Below are 20714 nucleotides of genomic sequence, written 5' to 3'. Positions count from 1 at the left end.
TCAGCCTAGGGCTTATAATACAAGCGAATAGTAAACTCATGACATGGAGGATTAGAGTATGCTCCTCAGAAATAAAATTCCTACTATGGTTCTTGTCGCTGTGATCTTTCTTGGGTTACTGACCGGGTGCCATTATGGAGCCAAAAATAATCAGGATTATAGCAATATCAAAATGGAACAACCTGTCACCTTAACTATGGTAAGAGGCGAAGACCCCTCAGCTAAATTCAAAAATGGGGAATCTTATGCTGACAATGTGCACACAAGATGGGCCAGAGATACGCTTGGTGTGAACCTGAAGACCTTGTGGAGCGCGCCTTTAAGTGATGGGACTTATGATACTAAACTGAAATTGATGCTTTCTTCAGGAGATCAGCTGCCTGATGTTTTAGTATCCACACAAAATGATACGACTAGTCGCTTTGTAGAATCTGGAAAAGTACTGAATGTAGGAAAGGCATTCGATCAATATGCTTCCTCAACCTGGAAAGCAGCAATGAAGGAAGTTCCTTCTGCATGGGAGCCATTTATGAAAGATGGTGAAAAATACGCGATCCCCATCATTCGTCCAACTATGGGAACCCAGCCCGTGCTTTGGATCCGCCAGGATTGGCTGGACAAACTTCATTTGAAGGCCCCGACTAATCTTGAAGAATTGGAAATGGTCATGGACGCATTTGTAAACCGGGACCCGGACGGTAACGGGAAGAAGGACACCCTTGCACTGGACTTTGGAATGAAAGAGCAACTATCCGGCTATCCTATTGGAAATATATTATGGATATTCGGGTTATTTGGAGCTATTCCAGAAAGATGGTATCCAGATGAGAATGGACAACTCCAGTACGGATCTGTTCAACCGGGAATCAAACAAGCCTTGTCTAAAATAAAGGAATGGAAGAATAAAGGCTATATCGCCAATGATATTGCCCTTCATGACTTCAACAAAGTTACTGAGGGTATTGCTTCTGGTGAGGTCGGGATGGTGGGGAGTGAAAGCTGGTTTAGCGAATATCCAGGCTCCATGACGTTGGCCAACAATCCAACCGCAAGGTACACACCTTATCCCCTTCCAAAAGGTGAAAATGGTGAGAACTTGAGGAGCGTCGGAGTTCCATATTCCGGGGCGATTCTGATTAGCAAGGATATCTCGAAAGAGGCCATGCAAGCATTCTTTCATTACATGAACGCATTATATGAAGTGTACGAAACGCAAGATCCGCTGTATTTCCAGGCTTATCAGGACGGTTACGACTTTAAGATTCAGGACGGCAAAGTATATTTTGATAACGAGCATATCCCGGGTGGGAGAGTTCAAACTATGAAATATTCGTTAATAGGGTCCCTGCTTTCCTTTCCCTCCCGAGATTTGGAGACCACACTGAAGATGGCAAGAGGAGAAACATTAACCAACAAGGATCTGGTGACCAGCGCTTTCGGCGGCCTAGTCTGCAATGATACCAGCAATCGGACAGAAGAAACTTCTAGCAAGGCAGTTCTTATATCGATGGTACAAACGGATGCCGACGTTCGCGAATATTTTCAGGGACCTGCTACCGCAACCATGAAAATCAGGAATGCATGGCTTAAAAAGATGCAAATGGATACCTTCATTGAAATTATTTATGGAAACCGGCCGCTTGAGTCGTTCGATGCGTTTGTCCATAAATGGAGGTCAAGCGGGGGAGACGAAATCACGGAAGAGGTAAACGAGTGGTATCGTTCCGTACAAGGAATCAAGTGATGAAAGGTCGGTTTTTATTTTATATGCTGAAATACGTTGATCGGTCTCGATGCATATTTGGATTTTTCTATTGAATCTTTTTATTCCGCTATATAGTACCTCTCCTTGTTTTACTATACTGAATACAAACGTATGAAATCAGATTGGGATATTTGAAAAAATACCCAGAATTCTTTTTTTATACTTTTTTTGAGGCCCATTTCCATACCATTAATATTAACTAATCATTAAGAAAAGCGAGGCGTTGTTTTTTTATGACTACTAACAAGAAGACTGTGTTTTTGACAGGGGCTTCCGGAAATATGGGGCATGAGGGGTTCAAGGAGCTGCTGCTTAGAAGGGATCGATTTAATATTGTTGTTCTGGTTCTGCCCACTGCCAAGGATAAGGAAATCATGTCCAAATATGAAAATGAGCCAGGAGTCAAGGTTGTGTACGGGGATCTTACCCGTTATGCGGATGTTCTGCAGTGCGTGACAGGGTCAGATTATGTGTTACATGTCGGGGGCATGGTGTCCCCTATGGCTGATTATCGTCCTAAATTGACCACCAAGGTGAATATAGGCGCAGTCGACAATATTGTGAGGGCGATAAAGGCACAGCCTGATCCCGATCTAATCAAGCTTATGTATATCGGTACCATCGCCGAGACAGGGGACAGAAATCCGCCCATTCACTGGGGAAGAACAGGAGATCCGATCAAGATCAGCGTCTATGATAATTACGCGATCAGCAAAACGATAGCTGAACGGAAAGTGATCGAATCTGGTCTAAAGTATTGGGTGTCTTTACGGCAAACCGGGGTGCTATATGGTGGGATGTTAAATGGAATGGACCCTATCATGTTTCACGAACCGATTAACGGTGTGTTTGAGTGGGTCACTGCCAAGGATTCGGGACGGCTTCTGGCCAATGTGTGTGAAGATAGTGTTCCCGAAGAGTTCTGGAGAAGAATATATAATATTGGGGGAGGAGAGAAGTACAGAACCTCCAACTACGAATTTATGCAGAAAAGCTTCAGAGCTATCGGTATTAACGATTTCAGAAAAGTTGTCGACTTGAACTGGTTTGCGACACGGAATTTCCATGGGCAATGGTACGAGGATTCGGATGTACTGGAGGAATACCTTCACTTCAGAAGCGGGTCTGCAGATGAATTCCTGAATGAATTGAAAAAAAATGCGCCGGTTACGCTGAAAATGGCTAAAATTGTCCCTCCCTTTATCATGAAAAAGTTTATAATGGAGCCAGTTGCGAAAAAAGAGTTCGGTACGCTTTATTGGATTCAAAATAATGTAAAGGATCGGATTACTGCTTTCTTTGGTTCAAAAAAGGAATGGGAGAGTATTCCCACATGGAAAGATTATAAGCACATTGAGCCCTCCAAGGTTCCTCTGCGTTTGAATCACGGATATGACGAGAGCAAGCCAAAATCGGAGCTTAATCTGGATGATATGGCGGGGGCTGCGGCTTTCAGAGGAGGGGAGTGTTTGTCCACTTCGATGGATACTGGAGACCTGGCTGCCAAATTGAACTGGAGCTGTGCCTTCGGCCACGAATTTGAGGCCAGTCCAACGCTAGTATTGCTGGGGGGACACTGGTGTCCGCATTGTTTTCCTGCTCCTTGGAATTATGATGAAGAAGCGAAGCGTAATCCTTTTTTTGCACAAGTATGGTATCCGCTGCATAGCAAGGATGAATCGAACTACTATGACGAGAAGATATTCGACGGTTTTGAAAATTAATCAGGATGTATTTTAGTTGCATATTTTTGATCGCGGTAGCGTTTGGGCGTAATCCTGATATAAAATAGGTCTGATCCTAAAAATTCAATCTGGCTGCGATGGCTCCGATCAGTTCGTTGGTCAAGTCAAGCAGCTTCTTTGCCTCATTGACTTTCACCTGTTGAATGAATTGATTGATGATAAATCTGCACTTTTTAAGAATTTCAGCTTCGAATTCCGAATTGCAGTTTTCCAAAAGTATTTCTCCTTTTTGCTTGTTGCAAAGCCCGACCATTTGGATTCCGTTATGTGATCTTTGCAACGCGTTATATCGGTTTCTCTCCGTGACTCTTACAATTAAAGTATGAAAGCTTACTGATTGAGTAGCAATCATCAAGAGCATATCGGAGGGAACATTATGGGAGTTGTAGTCAATGATCAACACATCGGGGTAAACACCGACAAGCCACAGCAGCTAAAGCGGGAAATCACAACAAGGCGACTCATCGGTGACTCCATGGGACAATTTGCACTTAATATTTCAAGTGGTTTATTGGGTCTCATTACGTATTATTATACTGACGTTGTCGGGGTTTCGGCAGCTATTGTGGGAACTGTGCTGCTGATAACCAAAATCCTTGACGCTTTTGCGGATGTCGGAATGGGCGTTCTTGTAGACCGAACCAAATCCAAATATGGGCAAGCACGTCCATGGCTGCTATGGATGGCCATACCTATGTTTGTGTCGCTGTTTCTGGTGTTTTCTGTTCCAGACATTAGTAATACAGGAAAAATTATTTACGCGATCATTACCAATCTCTTGTTTTATATCTGCGTGTATACGCCGACGCAAATACCATACACTAGTTTAATGGCTTTAACAACCCGGAATACGTACGAACGCTCATTGATGGGGATTATCAGATCCAGTTCCGGTTATTTGGCAGGAATGGTTGTAGCCATCGGTTTTTTACCTCTCGTGAATGTGATGGGAGGAGGCAGACGGGAATGGACCTTGTTGGCGGGAATATTCGCATTAGTTGCGGCTGCCGGAGTATTGATTGCCTTCTTCTCTAATAAAGAAAAATACAACAATGTGCAATTGGATGAACTAGGTATCTTTCAAGATAAAATTCCAGTTTCTAAAGGACTAAAGCTCTTGTTTTCCAACAAATATTGGGTTCTTATGTTCTTGGTTAACACCTTCGTAAACATCCTGTTTGCATTGGGTGTAGCGGCTGGGACCTATTATGCGAAGTATATTTGGGGCGATGTGAATCTAATCGGTCTTATGGGAGGGATCGGATTTATTCCTGTCATTATTGGCTTTGCTTTCTCGGGTCCGTTTATCAAAAGATTCGGCAAACGCAATACAGCCTTGGGCGGAGTCATTATTGGTCTGCTCGGTGCAGCCGTTCGATTAATTGCCCCGGAGGATCTTGTGTTAGGACTTGTTTGCTCTGTCTTCCAAACACTGGGCACCATTCCATTAATGGCAGTTACGTTAGCGCTTACAACGGACACAATCGAATACGGGGAATGGAAATTCAATCATAGAATTGTTGGTTTAACAAACAGTGTTTCAGGTTTTGGCGGTAAAGTAGGGACAGCCGTGGGGGCGGCAATGATCGGATGGTTTTTAGCTTTGGGTGGATACCAAGAGCAGGCAGTCACCCAAGGGTTTGCAGCCAAGCAAGCGATTATTGCTTTAAACATCTATGTACCCATTGTGGTATTGGCTATCCTCGCATTCTGTCTGTACAAGTACACGCTTGATAAGGAATTCCCGAAAATTATAAAAGATCTGGAAGAGAGAAGAAAAAGCTAGGAGGATACGAATCATGAAAGTTAATAATCTCAAAACGAATCGAATTCACAATCCTTTGGGATTTTCATTGGGACAACCGCGATTTTCTTATGAAGTCAGCGAGACTCCATCCAAAAAACAGGTTGCGGCCCAAATTGAAATCGCTTTAAATGAAGAGTTTACCGAGATCGTTTTTGATAGCGGAAAAAGCACTGAGATGGATAGTCTTGCCTATCAACCTTCACTGAGCCTGCTTCCCCGGACCCGATATTACTGGAGAGTTCGTGTTTGGGGAGATCTAGGGGATGAAGGCGTAAGCGATACAGCATGGTACGAGACAGCAAAGATGGAGGAGCAATGGAAGGCACAGTGGATAACTCCTGAATTCGAAGCATCCGTCCATCCAATAATGAGCACAACGTTTGACTTAGACGGCGAGGTTGCCAATGCTCGTGCTTATATATGCGGTCTAGGCGTTTATGAACTGGAGATTAACGGTGTGAAAGCGGGTGACGAGTATCTGGCTCCCCTTTATAACGCTTATCATAAATGGCTTCAATATCAAAGCTATGATATTACCAGCCTGCTAAAGTCGGGAAGCAATAAGGTTGAAGCAGCACTTGGAAATGGATGGTATAAAGGGCGCTTCGGCTTTGAAGGCGATACAACCGGGAACATCTATGGGGATCACTTTGCACTGATCAGTGAAATCGTAATCACCTACGTCGATGGCTCGGAGAAGGTAATCGTTACGGACGAATCATGGCAGGCACGTAAAGGAAACGTAGTGGACAGTAATATTTACGACGGTGAAGTTCGCGATGCCACTTTAAATGATCCGCAGGTGTTCAAAGTGAGAACCACCGATCTGGGCTATGATCGGCTCATGGAGCGCCTGAGTTTACCTGTTGTGATTAAAGAAAAGCTTAAACCGGTGGAGATTATAACGACGCCAGCGGGTGAAACGGTAATCGATATGGGACAAAACATGGTTGGTTGGCTTGAATTCCGAACAAAGGCGCCAGCGGGAACCGTTATACGTTTACAGCACGGTGAAGTACTCCAGGAAGGCAATTTTTATCGCGATAATCTGAGAACTGCCAAAGCAGAATATGTATATACCTCGAATGGGGAAAAGGCGGTTGTCCGCCCCCAATTTACTTTTTACGGATTCAGATATGTTAAAGTGGAGGGTTGGCCAGGTACACTGAATCTTGAAGATTTCACGGGATGTGTTGTGTATTCGGATATGGATCAAATCGGCCATTTCGAAACAAGTAATCCAGAAGTGAACCGTTTGTTCCTGAATGCGCTTTGGGGACAAAAGGGTAATTTCCTCGACACACCTACGGACTGTCCACAGCGTGATGAGCGGATGGGGTGGACCGGTGATGCCCAGGTGTTCTCAGGTACGGCGAATTTTAACATGGATACGTACGCCTTTTTCTCCAAATACGGCTTTGATCTGTGGATGGAGCAGCAGGACAGAGACGGTATGGTGCCGATGGTAGTTCCGACAGGTAACGTTCAAGGCGGCGGTTCGAGCGCTTGGGGAGACGCAGCAACGATTATCCCATGGAACGCCTATATTCACTACGGCGACAAGGCCATTCTTGAGCAGCAGTTTGACAGTATGAAAGCATGGGTTGATTTTATTAAAAAGGCGGATGACGAGTCCGGGGCCAGACGTTTATGGACGGTGGGATTCCATTTCGGCGATTGGCTTGCGCTCGATGGAGATAATCCTAATTCTCCTATGGGCGGTACAGATAACCATTTTGTGGCTTCGGCTTACTATTCGTATTCAGCTGGAATAGTCTCCAAAGCAGCCAAGGTTTTGGGCAAGGATGATCTTGCAGAGCAATATCACACACTGTCCGAGGAAGTCAAAGCAGCCATTAAAGATGAGTTCTTTACCAAGAACGGTCGTCTGGCCATCGATACGCAAACAGGATATGCACTCGCCTTATATATGGACCTTGTTCCAGATTCATTTAAGGGAAGAATTGCAGAAGATACCCGCATGCGGCTGCGTAAAGACCAGAACCATCTTCAAACCGGCTTTGTCGGTACACCTTATATCAATCGCGTACTATCTGCCATCGGCAGCAATGATATCGCCTACACGCTGCTTCTCAATGACGATTATCCGAGTTGGCTGTACGCAGTCCGAATGGGAGCAACAACGATATGGGAGCGGTGGAATTCGATTTTGCTGGATGGAAAGATTGCCGAGAATGGCATGAACTCCCTGAATCATTATTCTTATGGTGCAATTGTAGAATGGATGTATCGTAATATGGCGGGGATTAATCCAGTGGAGGAACAGCCCGGTTTCCGTCATGTACAGCTTACTCCTCAGCCCGATTTCCGTATCAAGTGGGTTAAAGCCAGATTGCAGACCGCAGCGGGACTCTATGAGAGTGAATGGGCATTTGACACGAACGGGGAATTAACATTTAGGTTTTCCATTCCGTTTAATGCTACGGCAACAGTAACTTTACCTTTTTCAAATCCAAATCATATTACAATAAATGGCGAAAATTTGAAGACGAGTGATTGGGAAGCCGAGCAAAAGGGCGAGGATAGCTGTATTCAATTAAATAGTGGGGTCTACGAACTTCATTATGTGCCTACCAAAGAGTATATCAAACGTTTTAGCACGCGCATGCCTTTGAACGAACTGCTGCGCAACAGTGAGAGCAAGGCCATACTGATTGACTTCTCGCCAGTGTTTGCTTCTATTGATGCTGAAACCGTGGGACCTATGGGAGAAGCTTCAATCCGTGATCTTGCCAGTTATCCCTCCTTTGAGGCGCCGGAAGAGCAGCTGGATGAACTGGACCGCCGGTTAACGGCGATCATTCTGGAACAATAGTTAAATGAAATTATAACCTGCATGCCGAGCTTATAAAAATACTGCATCTTATGATCAAGGAGTGTTGAGAAGAATGGATCGTGATATTAAAAATATGGTAAGACAGATGGCATTGTACGAAAAAGCAGAGCTTTGTTCCGGAGCCAGCTTCTGGTCAACCCAAGCCGTAGACAGATTAGGCATTCCGTCCATTATATTGACTGACGGCCCGCATGGTCTTCGAAAGCAAGACGGGGAATCGGATCATTTGGGTCTCAATGAGAGTGTACCATCCACCTGTTTCCCTTCAGCTGCTGGTCTGGCGAGCTCCTGGAATCGCGAGTTGGTACAGCTTGTGGGTGAGGCCATCGGTAAGGAAGCGCAGGCAGAGGATGTAGCTATCGTCCTTGGACCTGCCGCCAATATCAAGCGTTCGCCGCTGTGCGGAAGAAACTTCGAATATTTCTCGGAAGACCCTTATTTGACCGGGGAATTAGCTGCAGCGCATATCGCAGGTGTGCAAAGTCAAGGAGTCGGGACTTCTTTGAAGCATTTTGCCGTTAATAACCAGGAGCATCGACGGATGACAACAGATGCCATTGTAGATGAACGTACATTAAGAGAAATTTATCTGACCGGTTTTGAAAAGGCTGTAAAGCAATCTCAGCCATGGACCGTCATGTCAGCCTATAATAAGGTCAATGGATCTTATGTCTCTGAGAATGAATACTTGCTGACAACCATTCTTAAAGAAGAATGGGGCCACGAAGGATTCGTGGTCTCCGACTGGGCTGCGGTAAGTGAAATTGTGGCCAGTATCGCCGGCGGTATGGAGCTGGAAATGCCTTCTTCGAACGGAGAAGGGCCCAAGCAAATTGTTGAAGCCGTAAACCACGGCAAATTATCCGAAGAAAAGCTGGACCAAGCGGTAGAAAGGCTGCTCCATGTCATTTTTAAAGTAGTCGATTCCAAGCGTGAAAATGCCAGCTATGATCAGACAACCCATCATCAATTGGCCAGAGAAGTTGCGAGAGAAACGATGGTCCTGCTGAAAAATGAGAATCAAATTCTTCCGTTGAAAAAAGAAGGAAAAATCGCAATTATCGGGCAAATGTCTGAAAAGGTTAGATATCAAGGTGGAGGAAGCTCCCATATCAAGCCTACACAGTTGGACAGTATTTATGAGCAAATTACGATATCCGCAGGACCTGCCGCATCCATTACTTACAAGCAGGGCTACGATCAGGACTCGGACGAATCCGACCAGTCTATGCTTGATGAAGCGATAAATGCTGCAGCAGCTTCTGATATAGCTGTACTCGTAGTGGGTCTGCCCGACCGCTATGAATCAGAAGGTTATGACCGTTCTCATCTGGATATGCCGCTCAATCAACAGCAGCTCATCTCTGCCGTTGCTGCCGTTCAACCCAATGTAGTCGTGGTGCTGTGCAACGGATCACCGATTCTCATGCCGTGGCTCAAAGATGTCAAGGCTGTTCTGGAGGGATATTTGGGCGGTCAGGCTGCCGGAGGGGCTATCGCTGATTTGTTGTTTGGAGATGCCAACCCTAGCGGAAAATTAGCAGAAACTTTCCCGCAATCCTTGAAGCACAATCCATCCTATTTGTTCTTCCCTGGCGATGGCGACCGTGTCGAATACCGGGAAGGGATTTACGTAGGTTACCGTTATTATGACACGAAAGATATCGAGCCATTGTTTCCTTTCGGTTACGGTCTAAGCTACACCCAGTTTGAATACTCCCATTTAACCGTGAGTCAGACCGAAATGAATGATACGGAAACGCTCTCTGTAACTGTGAATGTTAAAAACACGGGTTCCGTTTTTGGCAAAGAGGTAGTACAACTGTATGTCCATGATTGTGAATCCACGGTAAGCCGTCCTGAGAAAGAGCTTAAAGACTTTGCCAAAGTTGCTCTCAAACCCGGGGAAGAGAAAACCATCACTTTCACTTTGGATAAACGAAGCTTTGCACACTACAGTGTCGAGCATAAGGACTGGCAAGTGGAGAGTGGGGAATTTGATATCCTACTAGGGTCCTCTTCACGGCATATCGCTTTGCAAACGAAAGTTATGGTGGAATCTACTACGAGAGAAATCGCGCCGGTATACGATCGAAATACAGCTTTAGGCGAATTGCTTTCGAATCCGAAAACGACGGCGGTGCTGGCCCAAATGCAGGGGATGGCTCCCCAGGGGGCCGAAAATGCACATTCGGACGCTGTATCTGCGGAGATGATTCAGGCATCCATGCGCTATATGCCGCTGCGGGCTTTAATTCCGTTTACAGGTGGAGCACTTACGGAGGAGACGCTCTCCATGCTTCTGGAGCATTTGAACGCGGCAGTGCGCCAATGAGCCTACGCCAACTTGCGCGACGAGACAGAAAAGCTCCCCGACGGTTTTGAGCAATCGTTCCATGGAGATGTCAATTTCTATTGTTTGACCCGGCGGGAAGAATAGCTCAGTATAAATCGGCGTTCATGTCACAATTCATCCAGCAATTCATCTAGCAATTCCAGCTCACATTCCATTTGTTTGTTCGTATAACGGGAGAGCAAGGGAGAATAAGGTCTTTGGGCCGAATTTCCAATCGATTGAACGATATGTTCCAGGCGCTTTAGCTGGTCATGAATATATATTTTGCGGTATTCCAGCACTTTTCGTTGATTCGCGGGCTCCAGCAGCTCATAGAAGGTAAGCCGGATATAAAACTCATCATCGGACGTTACCAGTTCAGGCGACAGGTCAGTAAGAAGCTCGCCAAATTTAGCTTCCCCAGTCTCAGTGATGGAGTAGATAAAACGGTCCGGTTTACCCGCCTGAGCCGTTACGGTTTTTGTAACCAATCCCTCGGACTGAAACTGCTTCAGTTTCGGATAAAGGCTGTTATTGTTCACCATATTGCTGCGATTCATAATCAGATTAATATTTTTTTTGATTTCATAACCATGTTTGTTTCCTTGAATCAGTTGAGATAATATCAGAATTCCAATATCCACTAATGAAACCTCCGCATAAATAAACTTAATGCATGTAATTATAATACCTTGTAATGAATATAAGAAAGAACCTTTCTTAAAATGTAGAGAAAAAGTTCACATTTTATTAATATATGCTTATATTCATAGGTTAATTTAACCTATATAATCTAATTGTAATGAGTAATCTCGTGATTGGGAGAGTGGAGCATATGAAAAAAGTATTTGTTTTAGGTGGTACCGGATTTCTTGGATATTTCACAACGAAGGAATTGTTAAAGCGCGGATATTCAGTCTCCACCGTTGCTCTGCCGCCTATGCCAGCAGAAGATTTGCTTCCGCAGGAAGTAGATTGCAAGCTTGGCGATATTACGGCAATGAGTGACGAGCAGGTTATGGCTTTACTGGAGGGCTGCTATGCTTTTGTGTATGCAGCAGGTGCGGACGAGCGGACGGTGCCAGATGCTCCAGCTCTGAAATTTTTCTACGAAGCCAATGTGCTCCCAACTCAGCGCCTGGCGCGCTTGGCTAAAAAGGCGGGAGTCAAGAAATTTGTCCTGTTTGGTTCTTACTTTGCCCACTTCACTGAAGCTTGGCACGATCTGAATCTTAAGAAGGAAAATGCATATCCACGAACCAGACTTCTTCAGGAAGAGGTTGCCTTTATGGAAGGTGAAGGGGAAATGGATGTCATGTCTCTTCGACTGCCTTATATTTTTGGTCGTATGCCGGGTAGAATACCATTATGGAGCGTTTTTGTGGAGCAGGTTCGAGGTCAAGCTGTTGTTCCGGTTTTTGGCGGAGGTACAGCCATGGTTACTGCCCAGCAGGTAGCTGAAGCTACTGTTGGAGCCATCGAATACGGAACCCATCGAAGCAGCTATGCAATCTGCGGAATGAATATGAAATTCAAGGATTTCTATCAGATCATAGCGGATGTTCTCGGTCAGACCGAGACCCAAATTTCCGTTTTGCCTCTGGAACATATGAAGCCAGCCATGGAGGAAGCCGATGCCCACTCCAATGCGGCCGGGAAAGAGCATGGGATCCATCTCGGCTACACAGCAATCATTCAGGACCGGGACGCTTATTTAAATCCAGAAGAAACCATGAACATCTTGAAATTTAAAGAGGCGGATATTCCGGCGGCTATTAGAGAAACTATTTCTGCATGCCTGTAGCTTGATGTTATCTTCATTTCGTAGGCGGGGTATCTTTAATAATGTATATATGACCGGATCGATCCTTTTGGAATGTAATAACCAGTTTGAGTCCCAGTATCTGTTCCACATTTTCATTAATAATAATAGCCGCTTATACGAAGCGTTCTTGATATTCCCAGGTCGCTGAGCCCAATATCTAAAGTTTTGTTGTCCCAATATCCAAATAGCGCTTGAATATACATCTGCTTCTTTCGGTTTTAGCTAATATACTTCGATTTTTCCTGTGTTGCTCCTAAAATGAGCATATATGACCATCGATTTTTTAAGACTGATTCTGTATAACCTAAAAAAGAACTCATTTGAGATAATGGGTTCTTTTTTAGGTTATTCCAAGCGCTCCAGCGGGCGTTATTGCTTTTCTGGTAATCGGCGTAATTTCCTGCGTGTTTACGGGGTTCTCTAGCCTAGCCCTGCTCAAGGAACAATGCTGCCGGTGTGATAGTTATGATTGGCTATGAGACAGGCGTGACCAGCAAGTGTAATCGCTTTCAATGCAAGCATCGTCTGGTTTGACCTGACGGAAGAAAAGCAAACGCAGATAGCCAAAGACTTGGAGGAACGGAGAAATCAGAGGAAAAATGATTGACAGCACCATTACACAGCCCACATTGATTGATATAAATTGGAGGTCTATATATGAATACTTTCACTTTACAGTTAACAAATAGCGGGGTTACTTTGACAACCTATCTTCTGGACTCTTCACCTGAAATGAAAAATACCCATGTTCGCCCAGCCATACTGATCCTTCCCGGCGGCGCGTATCGAGTATGTTCAGACAGGGAAGCTGAACCCATCGCTATGGCGTTTCTGGCGGAGGGATATCAAACCTTTGTTCTGAGATACTCGTTGAATGAAAACGCGGCGTTCCCCAAACCGTTGAATGATGCGGAAGAAGCGCTGGAATTGATTCGCGGGAATAGCAAGGAGTGGGGGGTCGACCCGGAAAAAGTAGCCGTGTGCGGGTTTTCTGCTGGAGGTCATCTGGCCGCTGCATTGGGAACCATGGGGCGCGTTCGGCCCAATGCAATGATTCTGGCATACCCTTGCATACTTGAGATAATGGGCGGGATCCTCCCCGCGCCGATTCCAGGGATCGATCAAGCGGTGGATGTTTTGACGCCGCCTGCGTTCATTTTCCATACGTTTGCGGATACGCTAGTACCCGTAGACAATACACTGGCGTTAGCAGCAGCGCTGGACAAATTCAAGATTCCTTTTGAGTTGCATATTTTCCAGAACGGTGTGCATGGCTTGTCGTTAGCCAAGGCAGTTACTTCAGGCGGATTGCGCTCAATGAAGGATGAGCATGTAGCACAGTGGTTTGGCCTTTGCACGGACTGGATCAGCAATATCTTCGGTGAATTTCCTTCTGACCTGGATATCCTGCCAGACGGAGATATCAAGGAATACAGTCTGGATGCACAGCTTGGTGTGTTATGGAAGAACCCTGAGTGCAAAAGCCTGGTAATGGCGGCACTACCGATACTGGCAGATGGTCCTGGGCTTCAGGATGCCATGGCAGTTCCATTGCGAACCATCATTGAGTTTGGCGATGGTCTCTTGAGTGATGAAGCCGCTAGACTTCTGAATCAAAATCTTAAAATTATTCCTGTGCTGAAACTTCAAAGCTAATGTTTTACCCAGTAAAATAACAAGGATAATCTGGGGGTATATGGGATTTATTCAGGGGGGGAGCGCGCAGGAGAGGTATACTAGGCCCGAAACACTGTTACAAAAGTGTTCCGGGTTTTTGCGTGCTTGAAAAACGATTATTCTGGCTAGGGAGAGAGAGGTGTCATACGAGCAACAAATCAAAAATAGGAATGGGGTGGTGAGGTTTAGGTGTGACTCTGAATCGGGGCGAATTTTTGTTTTTTTAGGAGGCAAAATGAACATTAAAGAGTTAGATGCTTTGTTGCAAAAAGAAGAGGAAATCGAAACACTACAAAAATTAACAGGCATGAGTATCAATGACTTAAACGTTCCCTTTGATGATACGAAGATTCCTAAAGTATCAAGAGAATTACTATTTCAAGAAGGAAATATACTCATTCGTAAACATCGGCGCTATGCTCCGGTAAAAATGCATACGCATGATTTTGTCGAAATGAACTATGTCTATTCAGGTAAGTGTGTACAGATGATAAACGATGAAAGAATCGAATTATCAGCAGGGGATATTCTGTTAATTGATCGTGATGCACCACACAGCATTGAGAATACGGATAAAGATGACATTATTCTAAATGTGTTGCTGAAAGAAGAGACGATTACGACAGACATCATTTCCAACCTTGCCAATAGCAATAACTTGGTGACACAATTTATGCTTTTAGCGTCAAAAGAAAATGAGAAGCATGACCGATATCTTATTTTTGCTAATTCGGGCAGCGATGTGCTGACCGGACTAATGAATAATTTATTCTGCGTGTATTTTTCCGAGTACTCCTTCAAAATGAAGGCACTTAATCTTTATCTATCACTGATACTGGTTGAGTTAACCAACGTACTTGAAAAAAATAACCTGCGGTCTATTGATAAAGACGTGAATCAGGAAGTGATCTCTATATTGGCGTATATTGATCACCACTATAATTCAGTTTCACTAGATGATCTATCGAAAACCTTTGGATATAACAAAAATTATTTAAGTTTGAAACTAAAAAAGGAAACCGGAAGCAGCTTCAAAGACCTATTAAACAGAAAGAAGATAAACGTAGCTAAAGAATTGTTGAAAGAAACGAATATGTCGGTGGAAAAAATTGCGTTGAACGTCGGTTATAACGAACCCTCGTCGTTCTTTAAAATGTTTAAGAAATATACTAATATGACACCTAGTGAGTATCGCTAAGGTATTATTCTAGAAATAAATTACACATAAGAATTGCAGCAGGGGACCATCAAAGGAAACGATGTGCCCCTGCTTTTTTTAATGCTTTTGACAGTCAACATCTAACTTTTTGACATGGTGAAAGTTCAATAAATGAGTTAAAACATATGTAAGCGCTAACAGGAGGTAGCATGATGGCAATCAAAAAACAGAGTTTGTAACAAAAAAAACAACTTGCAAGGGGAAAAGCACATGAAAAAAGACAAAAATTTAATGAAGTTTTCTTTATTATCAGTTTCATTAATATTAACTTCGTCAACGGCGATAAGTGGAGCAATACCACAAATGCGCGAATCATTTAGTGGTTATTCGTTATCATCTATTGAGCTGTTAACCACCATACCTTCTTTTATGGTTATGTTTTTTGTTTTGTTGAGTAGTTTTATCGCCCGCAAAATTGGTCAAAAGCAAACAATTATTATTGGATTAATCATTACAGGGATTTGTGGTATTATGCCAGCTTTTGTGAGTAGCTACACATTAGTTTTAATCTCAAGAGCTGGCTTGGGAATTGGGTTTGGATTGATGAACTCACTTGCAGTAAGTATGATTTCATCATTTTATTCTGGAAATGAACGTGCAACACTGATTGGATTCCAGAGTGCTTTCCAAGGTTTAGGAGCAGCCCTATTAACGTTCTTAGCAGGAAGTTTATTAACTCACGGCTGGCATTACTCTTTTCTTGTCTATGCAATAGCTTTCCCGATTTTGGTGCTATTTATAATGTTTGTTCCTAAACCTGAATCTTATGGTTTGACAGCTGAGGAGGAAGCACCACAAACGTTTAAAACCAATAAAGCGATTATCGGCTATGCCTTTTTCCTGATCATCGCATGCATTCTTTATAATGCTGTTTTTGTCAAGCTTGCGACACTTTTAACGACTTATCAACTTGGATCAGAAACAAGTGCAAGCCGTATTTTTAGTATTATGCAACTGGCAAGTATGGCAACGGGCTTCTTGTTTGGTATTGTTCAGTCTAAACTGCACAAATATACCTTACACACTTCCTTATTTTTAATGGGATCAGGCTTCTTCTTAATTTCTAGTATTTCAAATCTATATGTTGTTGCCTTTGGTTCTATTTTAGTGGGAATCTCATTCTCATTATTTATCCCGTTCTTGTTTAACCAAGTGAGCATCTTATCGCCCAAAAAATCTGAAACATTTAATACATCAGTTTTATTAGTTGGTGCAAATATAGGCTCATTCTTAGCACCCTATGGACTGCTTGCCTTAGCAAGCATTAAAACAGCTGAGCCTGCTATTGCCGTGTTTATTAATGGTGGAGCATTGCTAATTATCTTAGCTATTTTAGGACTTTTCTTAGTAAAAAAAATCAAAGCATAGATGAAAAGAGGATGAAGAAATGTTTACAATTAATGTTTTTAAGATTGAGTATCGCCAAGCTCCTATCGGTTTAGATGTTGAAAAACCACGTTTTAGTTGGACAATGACTTCGCCAAAGCAAGAAGTGAAACAGCAAGAATATAGAATTTTTGTAAAATATAATGATGAATTGGTTTGGGATTCAGGCGCTTGCCAGTCGGATGCTTCTCATTTAGTTGAATATGCTGGAGAAGACTTACAACCGTTAACGGCTTATCAAGTAATTCTTGAAGTCTTAAATAATTATGGGGAAAGAGCATCGATCACAAGCAGCTTTGAAACAGGTTTAATGGATTACAAAAATATGAAAGCCGATTGGATTACCGTAAACAACGAGGGAAGAGAAGAAATACCTATCTTCAGGAAATCTTTCAAATTACAAGGCAAGGTTGCCAAGGCACGCATCTACGCTTCTGCTTTAGGCGTATATGAGCTCTCTTTGAATGGTAGCAAAGTGGGTGACTACTATTTCACACCAGGGTGGACCAGTTATCATCATCGCATTCAATATCAAACCTATGATATTACCGAATTGCTAAAACAGTCTAACGAAGATAACAAGCTAGATATGACGGTTGCTAACGGTTGGTTTAAAGGGATTTTTGGCTTAGAATCTTCGCCAAACAACTACGGGGATAAAGTCGCAGCAATTGCATATGTAAAAGTAGAATATGAAGATGGTGCAATTGAAGAGTTTGGAACGGATAACAGTTGGTCCTGCTTTACTGGTGAAACCGTAACAAGCGAAATGTATCTTGGCGAATGCATTGATAAAACGATCAGTGAATCGGAATTTGGGGAAGTCAAGGTGTATAGCTTTCCAAAAACGGTTCTAGTCGCACAAGAAAATGAGCAAGTCAAAATAACTAAGAAAATCAAACCGGTAGAAAGCATAGTGAACCCTAAAGGTGAGACGATCATAGACTTTGGTCAAAATATGACTGGTTTTGTTTGCTGCAAATTAAAGCAACCCAAAGGTACAAAGATAACTATCAAGCATGCTGAAGTTCTTGACAAAGAGGGCAACTTCTATACTGAAAACTTACGTGCGGCTAAACCGGAAGATGTGTTTATTTGTAGTGGTTCAGATGATGTGTTTATGCCTAAATTTACTTTCCACGGTTTTAGATACATCGCTATTGAAGGTTTGGTGAACACTTGGGATATACAAGACTTCACCGCCTGTGCATTGCATACTGACATGGAGGAAACGGGAACATTTACTTGTTCCAATCCTAAAGTGAATCGCCTACAAAAGAATATCGAATGGGGTCAAAGAAGTAATTTCTTAGATATTCCAACAGATTGTCCTCAACGTGATGAACGCTTAGGTTGGACAGGTGATGCCCAAGTTTTTGCCAGAACAGCGTCATTTAACTTTAACACAGCATTGTTCTTTACAAAATGGTTAAAAGACTTGGCGATAGAACAAACTCGTAAATATGGGGTACCATACATTGTGCCTAATATTTTAGGTGAATCAGAAGCAGCGACTGGTTGGGGGGATGCAGCAACGATTATTCCATGGACTATGTACCTTGTCTATGGGGATAAACGCATCTTAGAAAATCAATATGAAAGTATGAAGGATTGGGTAGAGTATATCCATAGCAAAACGGAGGGCTCAGAACTATGGCAACAAGGATTCCATTTTGGTGACTGGGTGGCACTTGATAAAGAGGAGGGCAGCGATCGTGTAGGTGCGACCGATGTATACTTCATTGCTTCCGCGTTCTATGCTTATTCGACTTCTCTCTTGATAGAAACCGCAAAAATACTAGGTAAAAAAGAAGATGCTGAAAAGTATCAACAATTATATGAACGAATTATCGCAGATTTTAGAGCAGAGTATATTACGCAGAAGGGTCGTCTAGTCAGTGAAACGCAAACCGGTTGTATTTTAGCGCTTCATTTTAATTTAGCGGAAGAAAAGGATCGCCCAAGAATTTTGAAATCACTGGTGGACAATCTTAAACGACACGATAATCACTTAGTGACAGGTTTTTTAGGAACACCATACCTATGCCAAACGCTATCAGAAAATGGATATCATCAATTGGCTGGTGAAATTTTCTTGAAAGAGGATTATCCTTCCTGGCTTTACACAGTTAACATGGGCGCAACTACGATGTGGGAAAGATGGAATTCGATTAATCCAGATGGAAACTTTGATGAATCAGGTATGAATTCATTTAACCACTATGCATATGGAGCTATTGGAGATTGGATGTATCAAAACTTGGCAGGTATACGCTTGATCGAACCAGCATACAAACGTTTCATGGTTAAACCTGAATTGATAGATGGTATTTCTTGGGTGGAAGCATCTTTTAAGTCGGCTTATGGTAATATCAAATCAAAATGGGCGTTTGAAAAAAATATATTTTCAATGGATGTTGAAGTTCCTGTTAATACTGAAGCTGAAATATGGTTGACTCATTCTGACAAACCGATTTTAGTTGGGTCTGGTAGTTATCACTTTGAGTTTGTTACGGGACAATCTATTTGAATTTTTAGATACTTTGATTGCAAAGAAGGGGCTGCTTTAAAAGCAGCCCCTTCGGATATCTTTTGTCTGGAATTCAAGTTCATTTGGTAGATCGCGCAAGAAGCTTACTTCTTCTCTGGTGTTTTGCTTTGAAGGGCTCCCACTAAAATACTTTTTGCTGTGGCGCCTTTTTCGGTGTAGTTAAACATGGACATGCTCCCCCATCCGCTGAAATCAGGAGCCCAATACCGGATGCCTGCTAAGCCATGTGTTTTGCCCCATTCGATAACATCATGGTAGATAGTAGCTTGTCCTTCTTCGTTATGAGGATATCCTTTGACCGTTTTTGACCATCCGGCGAATGGACCTTCCACCTTTCCAGAAGGATAGGAAAACTCGGCGATAAATACGGGGAGGCCGACCTGCTCATTGATGGCGGTAACCATTTTCTTATACATGACCATCTTATCGATGTAAACTCCTGGTGCGCTGGGATAAAAACTGATTCCCGCAACATCAATTGGAAATCCGTATTCCTTCAGTGTTTTAAAATACGCGACTGTATTATGCACCGTCGAGACGACGGTTGCGATATGCGTGGAGAACTTGATGTTGCTGGAATCTATACCCAAATCTGCATACGCGCTTTTGATGCCATTGGCCACAGCAGTCATTTGTACCGCGTTATACTTCCATACGTTGTTTTTAAGCCAGTTTGTTCCAAATATAGAAAGCACATATCTCATAAAGTCAGGAACCTTTTCTAGCTTCTCGTTAACTGCCGTTTTCAGTCCAAGGTTTACTCCTGCAAAACCAAAGTTGGCCTCGTTGCCAATATTCCAATTCTCAACTGTGGCCCCTGTTTTCAGAATTTTTGTGGCCACAAATTTCCCATAGGCTTTCAGAACAACGTTCATTTCATCCAAGGTCAGTTCTTCCCATGGTTTTCCCTTTTGCAGCGCATAGATCTCCGGGTATTCTTCGAAATTCGGGGCTTGCTGCCGCTCCATGTCCATATAGGTATAGGCACCCATGATTTCAGGATTAAGCGGTATTTTCAATTTTGCTGCCAGTCGGGCCAGCTCCAACCCTTGCTCCAACGTATGATAGTTTGCATTGGAATCCTCCTCACCATTGACAAGGTTGTCCTTTGTAGGATAACGTTTTGTTGCGATTCTTGCGTACATTTCCGTTGCCCCAGCGGAAATGTACATTTTTTCCAATTCCTCACGGTTGGTGGCTGTTAATTCTCCTGCAGAATAGGTGTATCTATTATTAAAAGCACTGCCTGAAAATGGGCTTACCGAGAGGGCCATCCGGAATTTTTCTGTATTGGCAGCAGGTACATAATTTGCATCTTCCACATATACTGACAGGTTTCTTAAAATAACTCCTCCCAATATTGCGATAACGGCAAGTATAGAGAGCAGTATCTTTGTGCTTTTTTTCATTCGTTGTACGAATGATTTTACTTTGTTCATCATACTTTATAAACCTCCATATTTTGTTCTAGTTCATACAATACAACTTAGTTATAAACTTTTTATTAACTCGTCGCTGATCGAACTGTAGTGATGGTAAGAGTTATT

At 43.1% G+C, this 20714-nt stretch carries 13 protein-coding genes; 10 read left to right on the top strand and 3 right to left on the bottom strand.

Going from position 1 to position 20714, the window contains the following annotated elements:
- The first annotated feature begins 58 nt into the window (after window positions 1–58).
- Both ACIFO6_RS13800 and ACIFO6_RS13795 read left to right on the top strand, forming a co-directional pair.
- Window positions 59–1744 (top strand): extracellular solute-binding protein, encoded by a 1686-nt coding sequence (locus tag ACIFO6_RS13800; protein WP_430041224.1) that lies wholly within the window; start codon window positions 59–61, stop codon window positions 1742–1744.
- Window positions 1745–1998: 254 nt separating this feature from the next.
- Window positions 1999–3489 carry an NAD-dependent epimerase/dehydratase family protein gene (locus ACIFO6_RS13795; protein ID WP_430041223.1) on the top strand — a complete coding sequence of 497 codons (1491 nt, stop codon included), beginning with the start codon at window positions 1999–2001 and terminating at the stop codon, window positions 3487–3489.
- Between the two features lie 76 nt (window positions 3490–3565).
- On the opposite strand, the gene ACIFO6_RS13790 is transcribed toward ACIFO6_RS13795, so the two are convergent.
- Window positions 3566–3724, bottom strand: coding sequence for a hypothetical protein (locus ACIFO6_RS13790; protein ID WP_430041221.1), 159 nt, complete (start codon window positions 3722–3724; stop codon window positions 3566–3568).
- Window positions 3725–3886: 162 nt separating this feature from the next.
- Between ACIFO6_RS13790 and ACIFO6_RS13785 the strand changes: the two genes are divergently transcribed.
- From ACIFO6_RS13785 to ACIFO6_RS13775, 3 genes are all read left to right on the top strand, one after another.
- A complete protein-coding gene (locus ACIFO6_RS13785) occupies window positions 3887–5296 on the top strand; it encodes an MFS transporter (protein ID WP_430041219.1) in 1410 nt (469 codons plus the stop codon).
- 13 nt (window positions 5297–5309) lie between these two features.
- Window positions 5310–8153, top strand: coding sequence for a family 78 glycoside hydrolase catalytic domain (locus tag ACIFO6_RS13780; protein WP_430041217.1), 2844 nt, complete (start codon window positions 5310–5312; stop codon window positions 8151–8153).
- Between the two features lie 73 nt (window positions 8154–8226).
- On the top strand, window positions 8227–10509 hold the full coding sequence (locus ACIFO6_RS13775) for a beta-glucosidase (protein ID WP_430041216.1): 2283 nt from the start codon (window positions 8227–8229) through the stop codon (window positions 10507–10509).
- 128 nt (window positions 10510–10637) lie between these two features.
- Here the strand turns inward: ACIFO6_RS13775 and ACIFO6_RS13770 are convergent, their stop codons facing one another.
- Window positions 10638–11153, bottom strand: a complete 516-nt coding sequence (locus tag ACIFO6_RS13770; RefSeq protein WP_430041214.1) for a PadR family transcriptional regulator — start codon at window positions 11151–11153, stop codon at window positions 10638–10640.
- Between the two features lie 191 nt (window positions 11154–11344).
- Here ACIFO6_RS13770 and ACIFO6_RS13765 point away from each other — a divergent pair, with 191 nt between their 5' ends.
- The 5 genes from ACIFO6_RS13765 to ACIFO6_RS13745 all read left to right on the top strand — a co-directional run bounded on the left by ACIFO6_RS13765 (window position 11345) and on the right by ACIFO6_RS13745 (window position 19146).
- A complete protein-coding gene (locus ACIFO6_RS13765; protein WP_430041213.1) occupies window positions 11345–12313 on the top strand; it encodes an NAD-dependent epimerase/dehydratase family protein in 969 nt (322 codons plus the stop codon).
- Between the two features lie 678 nt (window positions 12314–12991).
- Entirely contained in the window at window positions 12992–13990 is a 999-nt protein-coding gene (locus ACIFO6_RS13760) for an alpha/beta hydrolase (protein WP_430041212.1), read from the top strand.
- Window positions 13991–14246: 256 nt separating this feature from the next.
- A complete protein-coding gene (locus tag ACIFO6_RS13755; RefSeq protein ID WP_430041211.1) occupies window positions 14247–15209 on the top strand; it encodes an AraC family transcriptional regulator in 963 nt (320 codons plus the stop codon).
- Window positions 15210–15440: 231 nt separating this feature from the next.
- Window positions 15441–16598, top strand: coding sequence for an MFS transporter (locus ACIFO6_RS13750; protein ID WP_430041210.1), 1158 nt, complete (start codon window positions 15441–15443; stop codon window positions 16596–16598).
- A gap of 19 nt (window positions 16599–16617) precedes the next feature.
- Window positions 16618–19146: a family 78 glycoside hydrolase catalytic domain gene (locus ACIFO6_RS13745; protein ID WP_430041209.1), complete on the top strand. Its 2529-nt coding sequence runs from the start codon at window positions 16618–16620 to the stop codon at window positions 19144–19146.
- 104 nt (window positions 19147–19250) lie between these two features.
- Here ACIFO6_RS13745 and ACIFO6_RS13740 read toward each other — a convergent pair whose 3' ends face one another.
- Window positions 19251–20609, bottom strand: coding sequence for a glycosyl hydrolase 53 family protein (locus ACIFO6_RS13740; RefSeq protein WP_430041207.1), 1359 nt, complete (start codon window positions 20607–20609; stop codon window positions 19251–19253).
- Window positions 20610–20714 lie beyond the last annotated feature (105 nt).

The organism is Paenibacillus sp. NRS-1781, from assembly GCF_050467745.1.
GTDB lineage: Bacteria > Bacillota > Bacilli > Paenibacillales > Paenibacillaceae > Paenibacillus > Paenibacillus terrae_A.
This window is presented reverse-complemented; position numbering and strand designations above follow the sequence as displayed.

Bases quoted from the DNA above. Each gene is read 5' to 3' on its own strand.
- ACIFO6_RS13755 (WP_430041211.1), top strand. From the start codon at position 14,247: ATGAACATTAAAGAGTTAGATGCTTTGTTGCAAAAAGAAGAGGAAATC.
- ACIFO6_RS13775 (WP_430041216.1), top strand. From the start codon at position 8,227: ATGGATCGTGATATTAAAAATATGGTAAGACAGATGGCATTGTACGAA.
- ACIFO6_RS13780 (WP_430041217.1), top strand. From the start codon at position 5,310: ATGAAAGTTAATAATCTCAAAACGAATCGAATTCACAATCCTTTGGGA.
- ACIFO6_RS13750 (WP_430041210.1), top strand. From the start codon at position 15,441: ATGAAAAAAGACAAAAATTTAATGAAGTTTTCTTTATTATCAGTTTCA.
- ACIFO6_RS13765 (WP_430041213.1), top strand. From the start codon at position 11,345: ATGAAAAAAGTATTTGTTTTAGGTGGTACCGGATTTCTTGGATATTTC.
- ACIFO6_RS13745 (WP_430041209.1), top strand. From the start codon at position 16,618: ATGTTTACAATTAATGTTTTTAAGATTGAGTATCGCCAAGCTCCTATC.
- ACIFO6_RS13760 (WP_430041212.1), top strand. From the start codon at position 12,992: ATGAATACTTTCACTTTACAGTTAACAAATAGCGGGGTTACTTTGACA.
- ACIFO6_RS13800 (WP_430041224.1), top strand. From the start codon at position 59: ATGCTCCTCAGAAATAAAATTCCTACTATGGTTCTTGTCGCTGTGATC.
- ACIFO6_RS13740 (WP_430041207.1), bottom strand. From the start codon at position 20,609: ATGATGAACAAAGTAAAATCATTCGTACAACGAATGAAAAAAAGCACA.
- ACIFO6_RS13795 (WP_430041223.1), top strand. From the start codon at position 1,999: ATGACTACTAACAAGAAGACTGTGTTTTTGACAGGGGCTTCCGGAAAT.
- ACIFO6_RS13785 (WP_430041219.1), top strand. From the start codon at position 3,887: ATGGGAGTTGTAGTCAATGATCAACACATCGGGGTAAACACCGACAAG.